The sequence below is a fragment of the Phenylobacterium sp. genome, assembly GCF_030645195.1.
Classification (GTDB): domain Bacteria; phylum Pseudomonadota; class Alphaproteobacteria; order Caulobacterales; family Caulobacteraceae; genus Phenylobacterium.
Map to the genome: position 1 here is coordinate 1 of NZ_JAUSLW010000093.1, position 17,740 is coordinate 17,740.

15 protein-coding genes and 1 pseudogene are annotated in these 17,740 nt (G+C 70.2%); 10 read left to right on the forward strand and 6 right to left on the reverse strand.

The annotated features are described in order from the left end of the window. The 4 genes and pseudogenes from Q7T09_RS08410 to lpxC all read left to right on the forward strand — a co-directional run. Window positions 1-168 (forward strand): annotated as a pseudogene (locus tag Q7T09_RS08410) (cell division protein FtsQ); the annotation flags it as partial. A 137-nt stretch (window positions 169-305) separates the two neighbouring features. Next, window positions 306-1,517 carry a cell division protein FtsA gene (gene ftsA, locus Q7T09_RS08415; RefSeq protein WP_370689221.1) on the forward strand — a complete coding sequence of 404 codons (1,212 nt, stop codon included), beginning with the start codon at window positions 306-308 and terminating at the stop codon, window positions 1,515-1,517. Between the two features lie 385 nt (window positions 1,518-1,902). After that, window positions 1,903-3,513 carry a cell division protein FtsZ gene (ftsZ, locus tag Q7T09_RS08420; RefSeq protein ID WP_304699153.1) on the forward strand — a complete coding sequence of 537 codons (1,611 nt, stop codon included), beginning with the start codon at window positions 1,903-1,905 and terminating at the stop codon, window positions 3,511-3,513. A 248-nt stretch (window positions 3,514-3,761) separates the two neighbouring features. After that, a complete protein-coding gene (gene lpxC / locus Q7T09_RS08425) occupies window positions 3,762-4,655 on the forward strand; it encodes a UDP-3-O-acyl-N-acetylglucosamine deacetylase (protein WP_304699154.1) in 894 nt (297 codons plus the stop codon). 27 nt (window positions 4,656-4,682) lie between these two features. Here lpxC and Q7T09_RS08430 read toward each other — a convergent pair whose 3' ends face one another. Next, a complete protein-coding gene (locus Q7T09_RS08430; protein ID WP_304699155.1) occupies window positions 4,683-5,837 on the reverse strand; it encodes a hypothetical protein in 1,155 nt (384 codons plus the stop codon). Between the two features lie 226 nt (window positions 5,838-6,063). On the opposite strand from Q7T09_RS08430, the gene Q7T09_RS08435 reads away from it, so the two are divergent. Genes Q7T09_RS08435 through ligA form a run of 3 tightly spaced genes read left to right on the forward strand, consistent with a single transcriptional unit; the run spans window position 6,064 to window position 11,045 of the window. Then, window positions 6,064-6,969: an outer membrane protein assembly factor BamD gene (locus Q7T09_RS08435; RefSeq protein WP_304699156.1), complete on the forward strand. Its 906-nt coding sequence runs from the start codon at window positions 6,064-6,066 to the stop codon at window positions 6,967-6,969. Between the two features lie 40 nt (window positions 6,970-7,009). Further along, window positions 7,010-8,707, forward strand: a complete 1,698-nt coding sequence (gene recN, locus Q7T09_RS08440; protein ID WP_304699157.1) for a DNA repair protein RecN — start codon at window positions 7,010-7,012, stop codon at window positions 8,705-8,707. Continuing rightward, complete coding sequence (ligA, locus tag Q7T09_RS08445; protein WP_304699158.1) at window positions 8,700-11,045, forward strand: NAD-dependent DNA ligase LigA; 2,346 nt, start codon at window positions 8,700-8,702, stop codon at window positions 11,043-11,045. The genes recN and ligA overlap by 8 nt, the downstream gene beginning before the upstream one ends. Here ligA and Q7T09_RS08450 read toward each other — a convergent pair. Together Q7T09_RS08450 and Q7T09_RS08455 are read right to left on the reverse strand one after the other, a co-directional pair. Beyond that, on the reverse strand, window positions 11,042-11,893 hold the full coding sequence (locus Q7T09_RS08450) for a class I SAM-dependent methyltransferase (protein WP_304699159.1): 852 nt from the start codon (window positions 11,891-11,893) through the stop codon (window positions 11,042-11,044). The two genes, ligA and Q7T09_RS08450, sit on opposite strands and share 4 nt — an antisense overlap. Before the next feature lie 9 nt (window positions 11,894-11,902). Next, a complete protein-coding gene (locus Q7T09_RS08455; protein WP_304699160.1) occupies window positions 11,903-13,717 on the reverse strand; it encodes an aminopeptidase P family protein in 1,815 nt (604 codons plus the stop codon). Window positions 13,718-13,966: 249 nt separating this feature from the next. Between Q7T09_RS08455 and Q7T09_RS08460 the strand changes: the two genes are divergently transcribed. The 3 genes from Q7T09_RS08460 to Q7T09_RS08470 all read left to right on the forward strand — a co-directional run bounded on the left by Q7T09_RS08460 (window position 13,967) and on the right by Q7T09_RS08470 (window position 15,547). Continuing rightward, window positions 13,967-14,527, forward strand: coding sequence for a GNAT family N-acetyltransferase (locus tag Q7T09_RS08460; protein WP_304699161.1), 561 nt, complete (start codon window positions 13,967-13,969; stop codon window positions 14,525-14,527). A 71-nt stretch (window positions 14,528-14,598) separates the two neighbouring features. Beyond that, window positions 14,599-14,940, forward strand: a complete 342-nt coding sequence (locus Q7T09_RS08465; RefSeq protein WP_304699162.1) for a GIY-YIG nuclease family protein — start codon at window positions 14,599-14,601, stop codon at window positions 14,938-14,940. Window positions 14,941-15,007: 67 nt separating this feature from the next. Next, entirely contained in the window at window positions 15,008-15,547 is a 540-nt protein-coding gene (locus Q7T09_RS08470; protein WP_304699163.1) for a carbonic anhydrase, read from the forward strand. Between the two features lie 17 nt (window positions 15,548-15,564). On the opposite strand, the gene Q7T09_RS08475 is transcribed toward Q7T09_RS08470, so the two are convergent. The 3 genes from Q7T09_RS08475 to Q7T09_RS08485 form a co-directional block, all read right to left on the reverse strand. Further along, window positions 15,565-16,005, reverse strand: coding sequence for a hypothetical protein (locus Q7T09_RS08475; protein WP_304699164.1), 441 nt, complete (start codon window positions 16,003-16,005; stop codon window positions 15,565-15,567). 181 nt (window positions 16,006-16,186) lie between these two features. Further along, complete coding sequence (locus Q7T09_RS08480; protein WP_304699165.1) at window positions 16,187-17,053, reverse strand: 50S ribosomal protein L11 methyltransferase; 867 nt, start codon at window positions 17,051-17,053, stop codon at window positions 16,187-16,189. 40 nt (window positions 17,054-17,093) lie between these two features. Then, window positions 17,094-17,552, reverse strand: coding sequence for a hypothetical protein (locus Q7T09_RS08485; protein ID WP_304699166.1), 459 nt, complete (start codon window positions 17,550-17,552; stop codon window positions 17,094-17,096). Window positions 17,553-17,740 lie beyond the last annotated feature (188 nt).

The following is a 17,740-nucleotide window of genomic DNA, read 5'->3' on the forward strand; positions in this document are numbered from 1 at the left end:
CCGGCGGTGGACGAAGACGGCGCCCTGATAAAACTGGAGCAGCTGGATCAGAGCCAGCGCATCCTGGAACTGGGTTTCGAGCGGATCGATCTGCGTGATCCGAGCGTGGTGGCGGTGCGGCCGCGCGACGGGGCCCTTCCCGGGCAACTCGTCGCGAACGGCGTTTGAGGAAGAAGAGGGCAGACCAGTTGGCGACCCGTGTTGAGGACCGCAAGGAGAGCCGCGAGGGGCTGAAGGCCGCGCTTGGCCGCCAGCCGGTGATCGCCGCGGTGGACCTTGGCGCGTCCAAGGTGAGCTGCTTCATCATGAAGCATGACGGCGTGCGCCGTTCCGACCGCACCCTGACCGCGGCCGGGGTCGGCTATGTCCAGTCGCGCGGCGTGCGTGGCGGGGCGATCGTCAACCTGGACGAGGCGTCCGACGCCATCGCCCAGGCCGTCGAGCGGGCCGAGAACGTGGCCGGCGTCCAGGTCCAGGGCGTCACCGTCGCCACCGGGGGCGGCCAGCTCACCAGCCATCGCATCTCCGGCCGCGTGTCGCTGGGGGCCCGCGCCATCTCCGACAACGACCTGGTGCGCGCCATCCAGGCCGCGCTGGCCCAGGTCAAGCTGCCCGGCCGCCGCGCGGCCCACATCCTGCCGGTCGCCTGGAGCGTGGACGGTCAGTCCGGCATCCGCGATCCGCGCGCCATGTTCGGCCGCGCGCTCGCCGTGGAGCTGCTGGTGGTCTCGGTCTCCGAGGCCGTCTTCCAGACCCTCGGCGCCTGCGTGGAGCGGGCGCACCTGCAATTCGACGGCGTGGTCGCCGCCCCCTTCGTCTCGGCCCTGGCCGCCCTGGAGGAGGATGAGATGGATCTGGGCGCGGTCTGCATCGACATGGGCGGCGGCTCGACCTCCGCGGCCGTGTTCTCCGGCGGCAGCCTGGTCCACGTCGAGACCCTGCCGGTGGGCGGCAGCCACGTGACGGCAGATATCGCGCGGGGCCTGTCCACCTCCATCGCCGGCGCCGAGCGGATCAAGACCCTGCACGGCTCGGCCATCGCCTCGGCCAACGAGGACCGCGAGATGATCGAGGCCCCGCCGCGTGGCGACGATCCGGGCGCGGGCCCGGTCATCGCCCCTCGCTCCCTGCTGAAGGGCATCATCGCCCCGCGGGTGGAGGAGACCCTGGAACTGTTGCGCGATCGCCTGAAGGCCTCGGGCGCGCCCGTCGAGCCGGGCGCGGGCCTGGTCCTGACCGGCGGCGCCAGCCAACTGGCCGGCGTCCGCGAAGTGGCCGTGCGGGTGTTCGACCGCCCGGTGCGCCTGGGCCGGCCCCGCCGCGTGCCGCACCTGGCCGACGCCGCCTCCGGGCCCGCCTTCTGCGCGGCGGCCGGCGTCCTGCACCGCCACGCCTTCGGACCCCGAGAGGCGGTCTCGGCCAAGGCGCTCGCCTCCGCCAAGCTGCGGCGCGAGCCCCTGGACCCGGGCGCCAACCCGGTGGCGAAGGCCGCCGCCTGGCTGCGCGAGAACCTCTAGAATCGGTCTACGCGGCTTTCGTCCACAGGTTCGTGCTGAAGCTGCGGTGCGCTTCACTTGGGTTTTTGAACTCATGGCGACTCGCGGTCGCCTCCTGACTCACAAACGACTCAGTTGAGTGGCGATCCTGTTCTTTGAATATGATCAGCGGCTTGACGAAATATGTGAGTCAGGGTGTCGCAGTTTGGGCCTTCGATTCACGCCCAAGCCTTATGCGCCAACAAATTTTGCATTGTTGGCGCCTCGACGGACCTCCGACTCGCCTTATGCAGTTAACCGCCAATTAACGATGGTAGGCGTTTCCTTAACGCCATCCGTCGCGGGAGCCTGGCGGGCGGGTCGCCTCGTCTCCCACGAATGACTGACGGAGGACGTAGAGGTCCCAATGGCTATTGCACTTTCCGCGCCGCGCGCGACCGAGTTGAAGCCGCGCATTGTTGTGTTCGGTATCGGCGGGGCAGGCGGCAACGCCGTCAACAACATGATCGAGGCGGGCCTCGAGGGTGTCGAGTTCGTCGTCGCCAACACCGACGCCCAGCAGCTCTCGTTCTCCAAGACCGACCGGCGCATCCAGCTCGGCGTGCAGGTGACCCAGGGCCTCGGGGCCGGGGCGCACCCGGAGGTGGGCATGAGCGCCGCCGAGGAATCCATTCCCGAGATCGGTGAGCACCTGGACGGCGCCCACATGGTCTTCATCACCGCCGGCATGGGCGGGGGCACCGGCACCGGCGCCGCCCCGATCATCGCCAAGTGCGCCCGTGAGCGCGGCATCCTGACGGTGGGCGTGGTCACCAAGCCCTTCCACTTCGAGGGCCGTCACCGGATGCGCCTGGCCGACGCCGGCATCGGCGAGCTGCAGCGCTACGTCGACACCCTGATCGTCATTCCCAACCAGAACCTGTTCCGGGTCGCCAATGAGCGGACGACCTTCGCCGAGGCCTTCGGCATGGCCGACCAGGTCCTGCACTCCGGCGTGCGTTCCATCACCGACCTGATGGTGCTGCCGGGCCTGATCAACCTCGACTTCGCCGACGTCCGCACGGTCATGACCGAGATGGGCAAGGCGATGATGGGCACCGGGGAGGCGTCCGGCGAGGACCGCGCCCTGATGGCCGCCCAGAACGCCATCCAGAACCCGCTGCTGGACGAGGTCTCGCTCAAGGGCGCCAAGGCCGTGCTGGTGAACGTCACCGGCGGCCTGGACATGACCCTGCTGGAAGTCGACGAGGCGGCGAACGCCATCTCCGAACAGGTCGATCCCGAGGGCAACATCATCTTCGGCGCGGCCTTCGATCCCAGCCTGAACGGCATGATCCGCGTGTCCGTCGTGGCCACCGGCATGGACGGCGCCTCCATCGCGGCCATCGAGCCGAAGATGGAACGTCGCCCGCTGACCGCGCCGCCGCTGCGCGCGACCGAGCAGTCCTACGCGCCGCAGCCGGCGCCGGTCGAACCGGTGCGCTCGATCTACGCCACCCCGGCCGCCCAGGCGCCCGCGCCCCGCTACGAGGCGCCCCGACAGGAGGCTCCGGCCTATCGCGCCCCGGCCTCGGCGGCTCCGGCGCCCACCCCGACCGCGGCGCCCGCCGCCTATCTGGACGAGGACACCGAGGCCCAGGGCGACCTCTACGCCGCCCCGACCCCGGCCGCGGCGACTCCGGCTCCTGCCCCCCGCGTCGAGCCCCAGATCATCCAGGCCTCGGCGCCTCAGCCCGCCGCCCCGCCGCCCATGACCCGGATCGTCGATCCGTCCGTGGCCGACGAGGACGACGAGCCCCTGTTCGCCGACACCGCCTTCGAGGACCGCCGTCCGCAACGCAGCGGCGGCTTCCTGAGCCTGTTCGGCAGCCGCCCCCGCTACGACGCCCCAGCGCCGGCGGCCCGGCCCGCGGCCCGCGGCGGCGCCCAGCCCGCTGAGGCCCCGGCCCCGCAGGAGCAGGCCGAGAGCCAGGAAGACCTGGAAATCCCGTCCTTCCTGCGCCGCCTGGCCAACTAGGCGCACGCTCAAGCTTCAGAACTGGCGCATGGCCGGGCTCACGCCCGGCCATGTTGCGTTTCAGGCTGCGGATTCGCCTGTGAGGCGAGGGGGCTTAGATCTTGATTCAACTGAGATTTCCTGAGGTCCCGATTCGAAACATTCGGAAACAGGACGTGTCTTGCGGCGCCGCAGCATAGCCCTTAATCGGGCATCTCTGGCGTATCGCGGCCGTCATGGCCGCCTGCGAAGCACGAAGGGTTCCAGCCTTGCCCGCATCTGCGTTTCAACACACCCTGCAGGGCCCGGCGATCTTCGCCGGCGTCGGCGTGCACACTGGCGCCCACACCCGCGTGGCCGTGCGCCCCGCGGCCGCCAACACTGGCATCGTCTTTGTCCGCACCGACGTGACCGACCGCGACAACCGCGTGCCGGTGACCGCAGAGGCGGTCTGCAAGACCCAGCTCGGCACCGTGATCACCAACCCCGCCGATGTGACCGTCGCCACCATTGAGCACCTGATGGCCGCCTTGGTGATGCTGAACATCGACAACGCGGTGGTGGAGCTCGACGGCCCCGAGATGCCGATCATGGACGGCTCCTCCCAGCCCTTCATCGAGATCCTCGACCGCGCCGGCCGCCGGGGCCAGGACGCCCCGCGCCGCTATATCGAGATCCTGGAGACCGTCGAGGTCGTGGACGGCGACAAGCGCGCTACGCTCAGCCCCGCGGACCGGTTCGAAGTGGCCTTCGAGATCGCCTTCGACTCCAAGGCTATCGGCCGTCAGCGGGTGGACCTGCCGATGGACGAGCACGCCTTCCGCAACGAACTGGCCAACTGCCGCACCTTCGGCTTCCTGCATGAGGTCGAGGCCCTGCGCGCCATGGGCCTGGCCCGGGGCGGCTCGATGGAGAACGCCGTCGTCATCGAGGGCGACCGCATCCTCAACCCGGAAGGCCTGCGCCGTCCGGACGAGTTCGTGCGCCACAAGGCGCTGGACGCCATCGGCGACCTCTTCGTGCTCGGCGCCCCGGTGCTGGGCCGTTTCGAGGGCGTTCTGGCCGGCCACGGAATCAACAACGCCGTGGTCCGCGCCCTCGTGGCCCGCCCCAACGCCTGGCGCTACCGCAGCCTGGTGGACAATCTCGCCCAGGCCGTCTGAGCCTGACCGGGCTGGGTCGGGGATGGGTTAGGCCGCGAACCTGCCCTCCGGCGGCGTGACGCGTTCGCCCAGTCCGACTTCGAAGTCGCGCAGGATCTCGTAGGCCTCGTCGCCGGACGCCTCGATCTTCGCGCCCTCCCGGAACCGGAACCGCCAGAAGCTGGCGATGTGCGACAGGGCCCCCATGGTTTCCCCCAGGGCGATGAACATGTCCGGGGCGCTGATCAGAAACTCGCGGAAGGCCTTGGGATTGCCGTTGACCGTCAGGTCTCGGAAGGCGTCGTCATAGACCTCCATGGCCCGGTTGACCCCCGAATAGGCGCGCCCGATGGTGCGGCGGATCCGTGCGCGGGCCTCGTTCACATAGATCATGGCGTCCGGCGTGCAGGGCCTGTGCAGCTTCAACTTGTCCAGTTCGACCAGGGTGTCGCGGATGCGGGGCCGCAGGTCGGCCATCGACCACTTGTAATAGAGGAAGCCCTTCCAGCTGAAGACGCCCTCGCTGAAGGCCGAAGGGCTCATGCCGAAGGTGAGGCGCAGGGGTTCGAGCTTCGAATCGATCCGGGTCGAAAGCAAGGCGCTCACCAGCCTGGCGGTCTGCTCCAGATCGGTGGCGCCGACGTCGCCAAAGGCCAGGGTGATCAGTTCGGCGACTTCCGCGCCCACGAAGGCGCGCATGCGCTCGACGTCCGCGGTCGAGATCGCGAAGTAGCAGGCGGCCACCTCCACCTTGTGCCGGCTCAGATGCTCCCGCAGCAGGAAAGGATCGAAGGACGGCAGCTTGTTCATGATGCGGAGCGTCTTGACGTCGTGCCTCAGGTCCGCCCCGTCGCCACAGACCTCGGCCAGGGTTTCGCGCCACCCGGGATGGTCCAGCATGATGGACTGTCCCCCCAACTCCAGTTGTTCTCGGTGCAGGGGCAGGATGACCTTGGTGGTGATCTTGTTTTCGCAGGTCAGGACATAGGCCTCGTCACGCCGCAATCTGTGCTTCACGAACAGGGCTGTGTTGAGGATCCGGGATCGGAAGAAAGGCTGGTCCGAGTACTCCGGCGTGTCAGACCAATCTCGCGCGACGGACACGAGATTCAGCACCCGCGCCGTCGAGGCGGTGGCCTCCAGGTTTCCCAGGTTCCGCACGCCGTAGGAGGGCATCGGAAAGCTGAACGATTCATTGGTCATGGTGCAGCATCACATTCGGGCGCCACAATAGGGTGTAGCCTTAAACTGAAGGTTTACGGCGCGCTTGGGGCGCCGAGGGCGGGCCAAGCTTCCTTGCGGGTTGAATCTCGTGGGCCGGCGTCCTCTTCATGAATGGCTTGGCGACCCGCCTTCCGTTTGCGCCCCGCCAAGCGTGGTGTAGAAGCAAGGTCACGCGGCGCGGGGGCGCGCATTTGGTCTGTTTGAGGTGACGGTGTCCTTGCTTCGCAATTCCTGGGGTCGCCCGGCGCTTGTCGCCTGCATGGTCGCCCTTGCCCTCGCCGGGTGCGCCGGCAAAGCCAAGCGGCCCAAGCTGGCCTATGAAGAGCGCCCCGTGGAGCTGCTCTACGCCACCGGCGCCGACCGGATGGACCGCGGCCTGTGGAATCAGGCCGTCGACTATTTCCAGGAGGTGGAACGCCAGCACCCCTATTCGGAGTGGTCGCGCCGGGCGATCCTGATGACCGCCTACGCCCACTACCAGGCCAACAACTACGCCGAGGCCATCGGCGACGCCGACCGATTCATCTCGCTCTATCCGGGCAATCCGGCGGCCACCTACGCCCACTATCTGAAGGCCATCTGCTATTTCGAGCAGATCGTCGACGTGGGCCGCGACCAGGCCGCCACCGGCCAGGCCCTGGCGAACCTGCGCGAGGTCGTACAGCGCTATCCCCGCACCGAATACGCCGCCGACGCCCGCCTGAAGATCGACATGGTCAACGACCAGCTGGCCGGCAAGGAAATGACCATCGGCCGCTGGTACCTGCGCCAGGGCGACACCATCGCCGCCCTGGGCCGCTTCCGCGCGGTGATCGACCGTTATCAGACCACCACCCATGCGCCGGAAGCCCTCTACCGCCTGGTGGAGGCCTATCTGACCCTCGGCCTCGCGGAAGAGGCCAAGCGCAACGGCGCGGTGCTTGGGTTCAACTATCCGGGAGATCCCTGGTACGCCGACGCCTACGAGCTCCTCACCGACAAGGGCCTGCGCCCCGCGGTGGAGCCCACGGCGAAAAAGCGGGGGGTGCTGTCGCATCTGCCGTTCCGCAAGGACAAGGCCGCGACCATCAAGCCGCCGTCGACTCCGATTGAAGAACCTAAGGCGAACTGACCGCTTCCAGCGCGTCTGATTCCGGGCGATCTTCCCCGACATGCTGATCGGACTTTGGATCCGCGACGTCGTGCTCATCGAGGCCCTGGACCTGTCCATCGGGCCGGGCCTGACTGCGCTTACCGGCGAAACCGGGGCGGGCAAGTCGATCATCCTCGACGCCCTGGGACTGGCCACCGGCGCGCGCGCCGACGCGGGCCTCGTGCGGCAGGGCGCGAGCCAGGCCATGGCCTCGGCCGTCTTCGCCCCGCCGCCGGACCATCCCGTCTGGGATGTGCTGGAGGAGAAGGGCCTGGCCTATGCCCGTGACGAGGACCTGGTCCTGCGCCGGACGCTGGCCGCCGACGGCCGCAGCCGCGCCTTCGTCAACGACCAGGCCACCAGTGTCGGCGTGCTCAAGGAGCTCGGCCAGCACCTGCTGGAGGTGCATGGCCAGCATGAGACCGTCGGCCTGCTGGACGCCCGCACCCACCGGCCGCTGCTGGACGCCTATGGCGCCCTGGCGCCCCTGGCCAAGGCCGTAGGCGCGCGCTGGACCGCCTGGCGTGAGGCGCGGGCCAAGGCCGACGAGCTGCGGCAAGCCGTCGACCGCGCCGCCGCCGACGCCGAGGAACTGACCCTGCGGCTCTCCGAACTGGACCGGCTCGATCCCCACGAGGGGGAGGAGACGGCGCTCGCCGAAGAGCGCGCGATCCTGGGGGCGGCCGAGAAGGCCATCACCGACATCAATGACGCGCGGACCGCCTTCGAGGGCCTGACCGGCAAGCTGGCCGCCGCCGTGCGCGCCGTGGAGCATGCCCGCGCCCGGGCGATACAGGCCGGCGCCGCCGAGGACGGGGCGGCCGTGATGCGCCTGACCACGGCCAGCGCCGCCATCGATCGCGTGTTCGGCGAGGCCCAGGAGGCCGAGGCCGCCGTGGACGCCGCCGCCGAGGCCTTCGACTTCCGCCCCGACCGTCTGGAAAAGGCCGAGGAGCGGTTGTTCGAGCTGCGCGGCATGGCCCGGAAACTCCAGGTCTCGGTGGAGGAGCTGCCGACCCTGCGAGTGCGCTTCGCCGAACGGCTGCGGGCCATGGAGTCCAGCGAGGACGACCTGAAGGCCGCCGACGCCGCCGTCGCCCAGGCCCGCGCCGCCTATCTGGCCGACGCCGAGAAGCTGTCGGCCGCCCGCCGCGCCGCCGGCGATCGCCTGGCCGCCGCGGTCATGACCGAGCTGCCGCCGCTGAAACTGGACAAGGCCCGGTTCCGGGTGGCCGTCGAGTCCCTGCCGGAGGATCGCGCTGGGCCGACGGGCGCCGACCGGGTGGCCTTCGAGATCGCCACCAATCCGGGCGCGCCCTTCGGCGACCTGGGCGCCATCGCCTCGGGCGGAGAGCTGGCGCGCTTCGCCCTGGCGCTGAAGGCCGCGCTCGCCGGGCGCGCCGAGGGGGTGCAGCCGCTGATGATCTTCGATGAGGTGGACCAGGGGGTGGGCGGCGCCGTGGCCGACGCCGTGGGCCTGCGCCTGCGCCGCCTGGCCGCCGACGCCCAGGTGCTGGTGGTGACCCACTCACCCCAGGTCGCCGCCCGCGCCGACGCCCACTGGCGGATCGCCAAGGCCGGCGACGGAGACCGCCTGCGCACGGCGGTGGAGACCCTGTCGCCCGCCGACCGCGAGGAGGAGATCGCCCGCATGCTGGCCGGGGCCCAGATCACCGACGCGGCCCGCGCCGCCGCTCGGGCGCTGATGCATGCTTGAGACCGCCAAACCGGTCGCCGAGCTCGACGAGGGCGAGGCTGTCGAGGAGCTGACCGCGCTCGCCGACGAGATCACGCGCTACGATATCGCCTATTATCAAGAAGATGCGCCGAGGATCTCGGACGCGGAGTATGACACGCTCAAGCGCCGCAACGCGGAGATCGAGGCGCGGTTTCCGGAGCTGATCCGGGAGAACTCGCCGTCGCTGCGGATCGGCGCCGCGCGGGCCGAGCAGTTCTCGCCCGTCGAGCACGGCGTGCCGATGCTCAGCCTCGACAACGCCTTCTCCGACGAGGAGGCCGTGGAGTTCGACGCCCGGGTGCGGCGGTTCCTGCGCGCGGGCAGCGAGGCCATCGCCTATACCGCCGAACCCAAGATCGACGGGCTGTCGGCCTCCCTGCGCTACGAGAAGGGGGTTCTCGTTCAAGGGGCGACCCGCGGCGACGGGCGGGTGGGGGAGGATGTCACCGAGAACCTGCGGACCCTGTCGGAGATCCCCAAGCGGCTGGCGGGTTCGGGCTGGCCCGAGGTGATCGAGGTGCGCGGCGAGGTCTATCTGGGCCATGCCGAGTTCGCGGCCCTCAATGCGGCGGCCGAGGCCGCGGGCCAGAAGACCTACGCCAATCCGCGCAACGCCGCGGCCGGCTCCCTGCGCCAGATCGATCCGAAGATCACGGCCACGCGGCCCCTGCGGTTCTTCGCCTATGCCTGGGGCCTGATCAGCGGACCCTTCGCCGAGACCCAGTGGGAGGCCCTGGCCCAGCTGAAGGCCTGGGGCTTCCAGACAACGCCGCAGTCGCAGCGGGTGATGGGCGCGGAGGGCCTGCTGGCCGCCTATCGCGACATGGAGACGGCGCGGCCGAAGCTCGTCTTCGACATCGACGGCGTCGTCTACAAGGTCGACCGGCTGGACTGGCAGCAGAGGCTGGGTTTCATCACCCGCACGCCGCGCTGGGCGATCGCGCGGAAGTTCCCGGCCGAGCGGGCGCGGACAGTGCTGGAGGCCATCGACCTGCAGGTGGGGCGGACCGGGGCGGTGACGCCGGTGGCGCGGCTGCGGCCCGTCACGGTGGGCGGTGTGGTGGTGGAGAACGCCACCCTGCACAATGCCGACGAGATCGCGCGCAAGGACCTGCGGGTCGGCGACACCGTTGTCATTCAACGGGCGGGCGACGTCATCCCGCAGGTGGTGGAGGTGGTCGCCGACCAGCCACGGGGGCCGACGGCCTTCGAGTTCCCCACCCATTGCCCGTGCCCGCTGCACACGCCGCTCGCCCGAGAGACCACGGCCTCGGGGGCCGAGACGGTGGTGCGCCGCTGCACCGGGGAGTTCGCCTGTCCCTTCCAGCGGATCGAGCATCTGAGGCATTTCGTGTCCCGCCGGGCCTTCGACATCGAGGGCCTGGGGGAGAAGCAGCTCACCGCCTTCTATGAGCGCGGCTGGATGCGCGAGCCGGCCGACATCTTCCGGCTGGCGCGGGACGAGGATCGACTGACGGAGCTGCGGGGGACCGAGGGCTACGGCGAGACCAGCGTCGGCAACCTGGTGGCGGGCATCGACGCCCGCCGGCACATCCCCCTGGACCGGTTCATCTTCGGCCTGGGAATCCGCCACATCGGCGAGACGACGTCCCTGGCGCTGGCTCGGCACTACGAGACCGTGGAGGCCTTCACCGCCGCCGGCGAGGCGGCCGCCATCCAACGACCGGGCCCCGACTATGTGGCGCTCTCGACCCTGGACGGCATCGGCCCCACGGCCCTGGAGGCGATCATCGCCTGGGCGCGCGCCCGGCCCGACGTGCTGGTCCCGGCCCAGGCGTCCCTGGATGAGCGGCTGCGGTTGTCGATCCCCAAGCTGAACCGCACCGCCCGCCAGGCCCTGGCCGAACTGTTCGGCGACTGGGCGAGCTTCGAGACCGCCGCCACGCGCGCCGCGGCCCAGGCGCCGGGGGAGGACTTCCTGGAACTGGCCTCGGTGGACAGCGTCGGCGTGGTGGCCGCGCGCATGATCGCCGAGTTCTTCGGCGAGCCGCACAACCGCGACATGGTGGGCAAGCTGGCGGCCGAACTGCACGAGGTCCAGGCGGTCGCCAAGCCGAAGACCGACACCGCCGTGGCCGGCAAGACCATCGTCTTCACCGGCGCCCTGGAGAAGATGACCCGCGACGAGGCTAAGGCCCAGGCCGAGGCCCTGGGCGCCAAGGTCTCTGGCTCGGTGTCGAAGAAGACCGACCTGGTGGTGGCCGGACCCGGCGCCGGCTCCAAGCTGAAGACCGCCACGGACCTCGGCATCGAGGTGATCACCGAGGACGAGTGGCTGGCCCTGGTGGCCGGCTAGGCGCGCGCCGTGGCGATCCAGGTCGCCGAGGGCAGCTTCACCCCCTCGGGCCCGGCGTGCGGGCGCAAAGCCTCGCGGACGGCGTCGACCACCGCGTCGCGGCGGTCGGGATGTTCCCGCAGCATGGCTCCCAGGGGGCCGATCTTGAGGGCCACTGTGAGGGCCTGGTCGAGGTCGCCGCTGCCGATCTTCTGGTCGTGGGGGGTGATTTCGACCCGGCCGAAGCCCGCCGCCGCCAGGATGCCGCGAACCCGCTCGGGGTCGGCGAAGGCGAAGGGGCCGGGCGCGTGGGGATCCGGCGCCGGGGGCGGGGCCTGCGGGGCTGGCAGGTGGGTGATGGCGGCGGCCATGGGCAGAGTCATGAAGGGGTTCTCGTCCGGGCGGCGCCAGCAGACGAAGGCCAGGCGGCCGCCGGGCTTCAGTGCGCGGCGGATATTGGCGAAGGCGGCGGGCGGATCGGCGAAGAACATCACTCCGAAGCGCGAGAAGGCGGCGTCGAGGCTCGCGGCCTCGAAGGGCGCGGTCTGGGCGTCGGCCTCCTGGAAGGTCAGGTTGGCCAGGCCCTCGGCCCGGCGACGGGCCACCTCCAGCAGGGGATGGGAGATATCGACCGCCAGGACCGAGCCGCCGGGGGCGACGGCGGCGGTCAGGGCCAGGCTGGTCTGGCCGGCGCCGCAGCCTACATCCAGGATGCGCTCGCCCGGCGTGGGCGCGAGGGCGGCCATGGCGCGCAGGCCCAGGGGCTCAAGCTGGTGGTCGAGGCGGTCCTGCAGGCTGGCCCAGGTGTCGCCGGCGCCGGCGTTCCAGTAGGCCACTTGGTCGGGATTGGCGGTCATAGGGTTGCTCATGGTCTGACCTCAGAGCGGCGCGCAGGCGGTTTCCAGCCAGGCGCGGACATCGGCGGGAAGGCGGGGCCCGACCACGGCCAGGACGCGGGCGTGATAGGCGTCCATCTGGGCGCGCTCGTCGGGGGTGAGCAGGGCGACCTCGATCAGGCGGCGGTCGATGGGGGCGAGCGTCAGGGTCTCGAAGCCCAGCATCGGCCGCTCGCCGCCGGGAATGGGGGCGGGTTCGGTGACGTACTGCAGGTTCTCGATGCGGATGCCGTAGGCGCCTTCCTTGTAGTAGCCCGGCTCGTTGGAGACGATCATGCCCGGCAGCAGGGCCACGAAGTTGGGCAGCTTGGCGATCCGCTGCGGGCCTTCGTGGACGCCGAGATAGGACCCCACCCCGTGGCCGGTGCCGTGGTCGTAGTCCAGGCCCCGGGCCCAGAGGTGCATGCGGGCGAGGACGTCGAGGGCCGAGCCGGTGGTCCCGGCCGGGAAGCGGACGGCGGCCAGGGCCAGGTGGCCCTTGAGCACCAGGGTGAAGCGTTCGCGCATCTCCTGGCTGGGCTCGCCGATGGCCACGGTGCGGGTGACGTCGGTGGTGCCGTCCAGGTACTGGGCGCCGGAGTCCACCAGCAGCAGGGAACCGGCCGCCGTCTTCTTGTTCAGCCGGGTGATGGGCCGGTAGTGGACGATGGCGCCATTGGAGCCGGCCCCGGCGATGGTGTCGAAGGAGAGGTCCTTCAGGGCGCCGGTCGCCTCGCGGAAGCCCTCGAGCTTGGTCACCACCTCCACCTCGTCGGGCAGGCTGGTCTGGGCCTCGGTGGCCAGCCAGTGGAGGAAGCGGGCCAGGGCCACGCCGTCGCGGGCGTGGGCTTCCGTCGTTCCTGCGATCTCGGTCTTGTTCTTGGTGGCCCGGGGCAGGGCGCAGGGATCGTCTCCGCGCACCACTTTCGCGCCGGCCTGGGCCAGGGCCTCGAAGTACCAGGCCGAGGAGAGGCCGGGATCCACCAGGACGCGGCGACCCTTCAGGTCGGCCAGGGCGGCGGGCAGATCGTCGGGGGTCTCCAGGGTCACCTGGTTGCCCAGCCAGGCGGGGAGTTCGGGGGTCACCTTGACGGGATCGAGGAACAGGCGCGCCGTTCCGTCCTTGTTGAGGATGGCCTGGGAGAGGGGCAGGGGGGAGCGGATCACGTCGCCGCCCCGGATGTTGAACAGCCAGGCGATGGAGGAGGGCGCGGTGAGCACGGTGGCGTCGGCGTTCTTGGCGGCCAGCGCCTTGCCGATGCGCAGGCGTTTGTCGGCGGAGTCCTCGCCGGAGTGCTCCAGGGGCTGGGGCGCGACCGGCGCGGTCGGCTGGGCGGGCCGCTGGGCGCCCCAGGCCTGGTCGAGGGGATTGGCGGCGACGGCCTTGAGCTCGGCGCCGGCCTTGGCGGCGGCGGCCTTGAGGCGATCCAGGGCATCGGGGCTGTGCAGGCGGGGGTCGTAGCCGACCACCTGGCCGCGGCCTGTGGCGGTCTCCAGATAGGCGGGCACGCCGCCGTCGACGAGGTCGCGGATCTCGAAGGTGGCCTCGTCCACCTGGTCGCGGACCTGCAGGGTGTAGCGGCCGTCGATGAAGACCGCGGCCTTGTCCTTCAGGATCACCGCGGCGCCGGCCGAGCCGGTGAAGCCGGTGGCCCAAGCCAGGCGGTCGTTGGCGGCGGGAAGGTACTCGTTCTGGTGCTCGTCCTCGTGGGGGACGAGGAAGCCGTCCAGGCCCTGGTCGGCCATGGCCTTGCGGATCAGGGGGACGTGGCGGGGGCCGAAGGAGCGGTCGGTGGTTTCTTCGAAGGTCTGACGCATGGCAGGCATGTAAGCCGTTCGGCCGGGGGTCGCAAAGGGCCGAAGCTTGCTCTTTGGGCGAAAGCCAAGCTAGAAACGACCCATGGTTCGCGCTCCCGCCCTGGCTTGCAGCAATTCCAACGGTCCCATCGGGGTCGTTCGAACGCGCATGCCTTGAGCTAGAGCGACTTCGAACCAGACCCCGCCAACATCGGCCGGGGTCTGAAAGACCAGAGAACCCGTCCGATTTTCCCACATCGGAGCGTTCCCATGACCACCACCCCACCCTGGCTTCCCATCGAGACCGAGCGGTTGTTGCTGCGCGACTTCCGCGAGGCGGACTTCGACGACATCAACGTCTACGCCACCGACCCGGAGGTCGTGCGCTACATGACCTGGGGCCCCAACACGCCGGAGGTCACCCGCGAGGTGCTGGACCGCAACCTGGCGCGGCAGCAGACTTGGCCGCGCGAGCAGCTGGACCTGGCCGTCGAGCTGAAGATGACCGGCGACATGATCGGGGTGATTTCGCTGCACGACGCCAACGCCGACAACAGCGCCTTCGGCTACTGCTACAACCGCGACCATTGGGGGCGGGGCTATGGGACCGAGGCGGCTCGGGCCTTGGCCAGGATCGCCTTCACGGAGCTGGGCCACCACCGCATCTGGGCCACCTGCGACGCCCGCAACCACGGCTCCTACGCGATCATGGAGAAGGTGGGCATGCGCCGCGAGGGCCATCTGCTGCAGGACACCAGGGCCCACGACGGCTGGCGCGACAGCTATGTCTACGCCCTGCTGGCTGATGAATGGCGCGCGGCCAATGGCTAATAATATCCGGGTATAATTGACGGGGGCGGGTCGCCACGGTACAAGGCCCGCCTCCAGTCGAGGATCAGACCGTGGACAAGCAACGCCGCCGAGACATCGCCCAGGCCTACAAGGAGCGGAAGGTCGCGATGGGGATCTTCAGCCTGAGCTGCGCGCCGACCGGGGAGACCTGGGTGGGGATGAGCCGCAACCTGGACGGGGCGGCCAATTCGGTCCTGTTCGGCCTGCGCATGGGCTCGCACCGCAACGCCGCCATGCAGGCGGCCTGGAAGGCGCACGGGGCGGCGGCCTTCACCTATTCGGTGGTGGAGACCCTGGAGGAGGATCTCAGCCCGATCGGCCAGGAAACCTGGCTGAAGGGACGCCTGCGACACTGGATCGCGGCCCTGGAGGCGCATCCCCTGGTCGCCTGAGACCGGTCGGTAGGTGTTTGGTAAGCGGCGCGCCGCAGGCTTGGCCGTTCATTCGATCGGAGCGCCCATGACCTGCTGCCCACAACACTCCACCTGGCCGCAGTTGTCGCGCCGGAGCCTGATGGGCGCCATCGCCCTGGGCGGCGGCGTGGCCCTGATGAGCGGCCTGGCGCCAGGCGTGGCGCGGGCGTCGGGTCATGCCGAGGCCCTGTTGCTGACCTGCATGGACTATCGCCTGGTCAACGAGGTCGAAACCTACATGACCAAGCGGGGCATGAGGGACAAGTACGACCACATGATCCTGGCCGGCGCCTCCCTGGGGGCGCTGAACGACAAGTACGCCGTCTGGAACGAGGTGTTCTGGACCCACCTGGACCTGGCGGTGCAGCTGCACGAGGTCCATCGGCTGATCGTCATCGATCACCGCGACTGCGGCGCCTACAAGCTGGTGCTGGGAGAGGCGGCCGTGAAGGACGTCGAGACCGAGCTGAAGAGCCACGTGAAGCAGCTCTACGCCCTGCGCTCGCAGGTCACGACCAAGCATCCGCACATGGAGGTGGAGCTCGGGTTGATGGGGTTGGACGGGGCGGTCACCCAGATCGTCTGACCGCCCCGGTCCGGTTCCTACTGCTGCGGGGGCGCCGTGGTGGCGTCCTGAGCGGCGTCCTGGGCGCTGGCCGCGGCTTCGCGGGTCGCCTCGGCCGTGCGGTCGGCGGCGGCGCGGGCGCTGTCGGCGGCGGCCTGGGTGGCGCCAGCCATGCTGGAGGCGGCGTTGGCCGAGGCCTCGGTGGCGGCCTGCGCGGCCGTCTGGGCCTGGGTCGTGGCGGTCTCCATCATCGCCTGGCTGCGACCGGCCTCGGTGGCGGCCTGCAGGTCGCTCTGGGTGGCGCTATTGCTATTGAACATGAAGATCAGGCCGATGATGGCCACCACCGCGACGATGGCGGCGATCCACCAGCCGGTATTGCTGGAGCCGCCGGAGGCCGGGGCGTTGTATTCCGTGCGCACCGTCGCCGGCTGCTCGATCACGGTCTTCTCGACATAGGGGTCGTTGGGATTGCTCATGGTGTGTCCTCAGGGTCGGCGGTGAAGACCACCGTCGAGGCGAGAACGCCGCGGCTATCCCCCGGTTCCTAGACCCTGACCGTTTCAGATGGACTCATCTGAAACGGCAAGAAGGGTCTAGATTCAAAATATTAGAGCACGTCGGGCGGCGGAACCGGTATCCACTTCCGCATGACGTGCTCTAGCTGCGCCGCAGCACCAGGGTGGCCCAGGCGTCGCGGTGGATGCGACGGACCAGGGTGAAGCCCTTGGAGCGGTAGGCGGCCAGGACCCGGCGCTCCTGGGTGCGCAGCAGGCCCGACAGGATGGCGATCCCGCCAGGCTTCAGGGCGCCCTTGATGTCGTGGGACAGGGCCACCAGGGGCGGGGCCAGGATGTTGGCGAACACCAGGTCGTAGGGCGCCTTTTCCCGCACCGAGGCATGGCCGAGGCCCGAGGCGTGGAGGAAGCGGGCCTTGGCCTTGTTGAGCACGGCGTTCTCGGCGGCGATGCGGACCGAGGGGGCGTCGATGTCGGTGCCGACCGCGATGGGCGTGCCGGTGCGGGCCGCGGCGATGGCCAGGACCCCGGTGCCGGCGCCGACGTCCAGGACGCGCTCGAAGCGGTGGGCCTTGAGCAGGTCGTGATAGGCCTGGAGGCAGCCGACGGTGGTGCCGTGGTGGCCGGTGCCGAAGGCGGCGCCCGCCTCGATGCGCAGGTTGACGGCGTTGACGGGGGCGCGGCCCTTGTCGTGGGCGCCATAGACGAAGAAGCGGCCGGCCCGAACGGGGGGCAGGCCCGACAGCGCCATGGCCAGCCAGTCGGCGTCGGCCAGCTTCTCCACCAGCACCTTGAGCTTGGGATAGGCGGCCAGGGCGCCGGCGAAGCCCTCGGTCTCGTCCGGCGTCGTGGGGAAGGCGTCGATGCGCCAGATGTCGTGGTCCTCGTCCTCCTCCAGGATGGAGTAGGTGACACCCTCCAGCCTGGGATCGGCGTCGATGGCCTGCGCGGCGGCTTCGGCCACGGCGCGGGGGCCACGGGCGATGATCTGAACAGCGTCTGTCGTCATGCGCATCCGTCTAGAGGCGCGGGCGCGGAAAGGCGAGAGCTTAGGCGGGGGGCGGCTCGGCCGGCGCGTCCTCCGGCGGGGTCGGGGGATAGCCGTCGGAGAGGCCCGCCAGGATGTCGCCGCCCATGGAGGGGTAGGTGGGCGGCGGGGCTGGCTCGGCCTCGTACCTCGCCGGGGCGACGACCAGGCGGACGGGGGCGTCCTCGTGGACGACCTTGGCGGGGGGTGGTTCCGGCTCGGCTGGAGCCATGTCCGTGGGGTCGTCCGGCTGGGTCCAGTCGGTCCCGATCACGTAGTCGGGGAGGCCTCCGGCATAGCTGATCCAACTGGCGTTCTGCTGCAGGCCCGGCGGGCTGCGGACGCCGGAGACGCCCACCAGCATCTGGGGCCCGTCCAGGTCGGTGAACTCGCGCAGCGTCGGCTTGAAGGCGCCGCCGATGGCCAGGCCGGTGACGGTGGCGATGGCCATGCCCAGAAAGACGTGCCGCAGGTCCCGCATCTCGACTCCCTCACTACACACTATAGCGCGCGAAGGGGCGTCTGGTTCAGCATCTGGCGCGCCTGTCCCGTTTCGGCGCGCGCCGGCCAGCCGGGCGGGCGCCGTGGGACGGTATTCGCCTGCCAGGCGCGCACGGGCCCGGCGAGTTCAACCCCCCGGGCATGTGGGGCGGCGATAGGCTGGCCTGC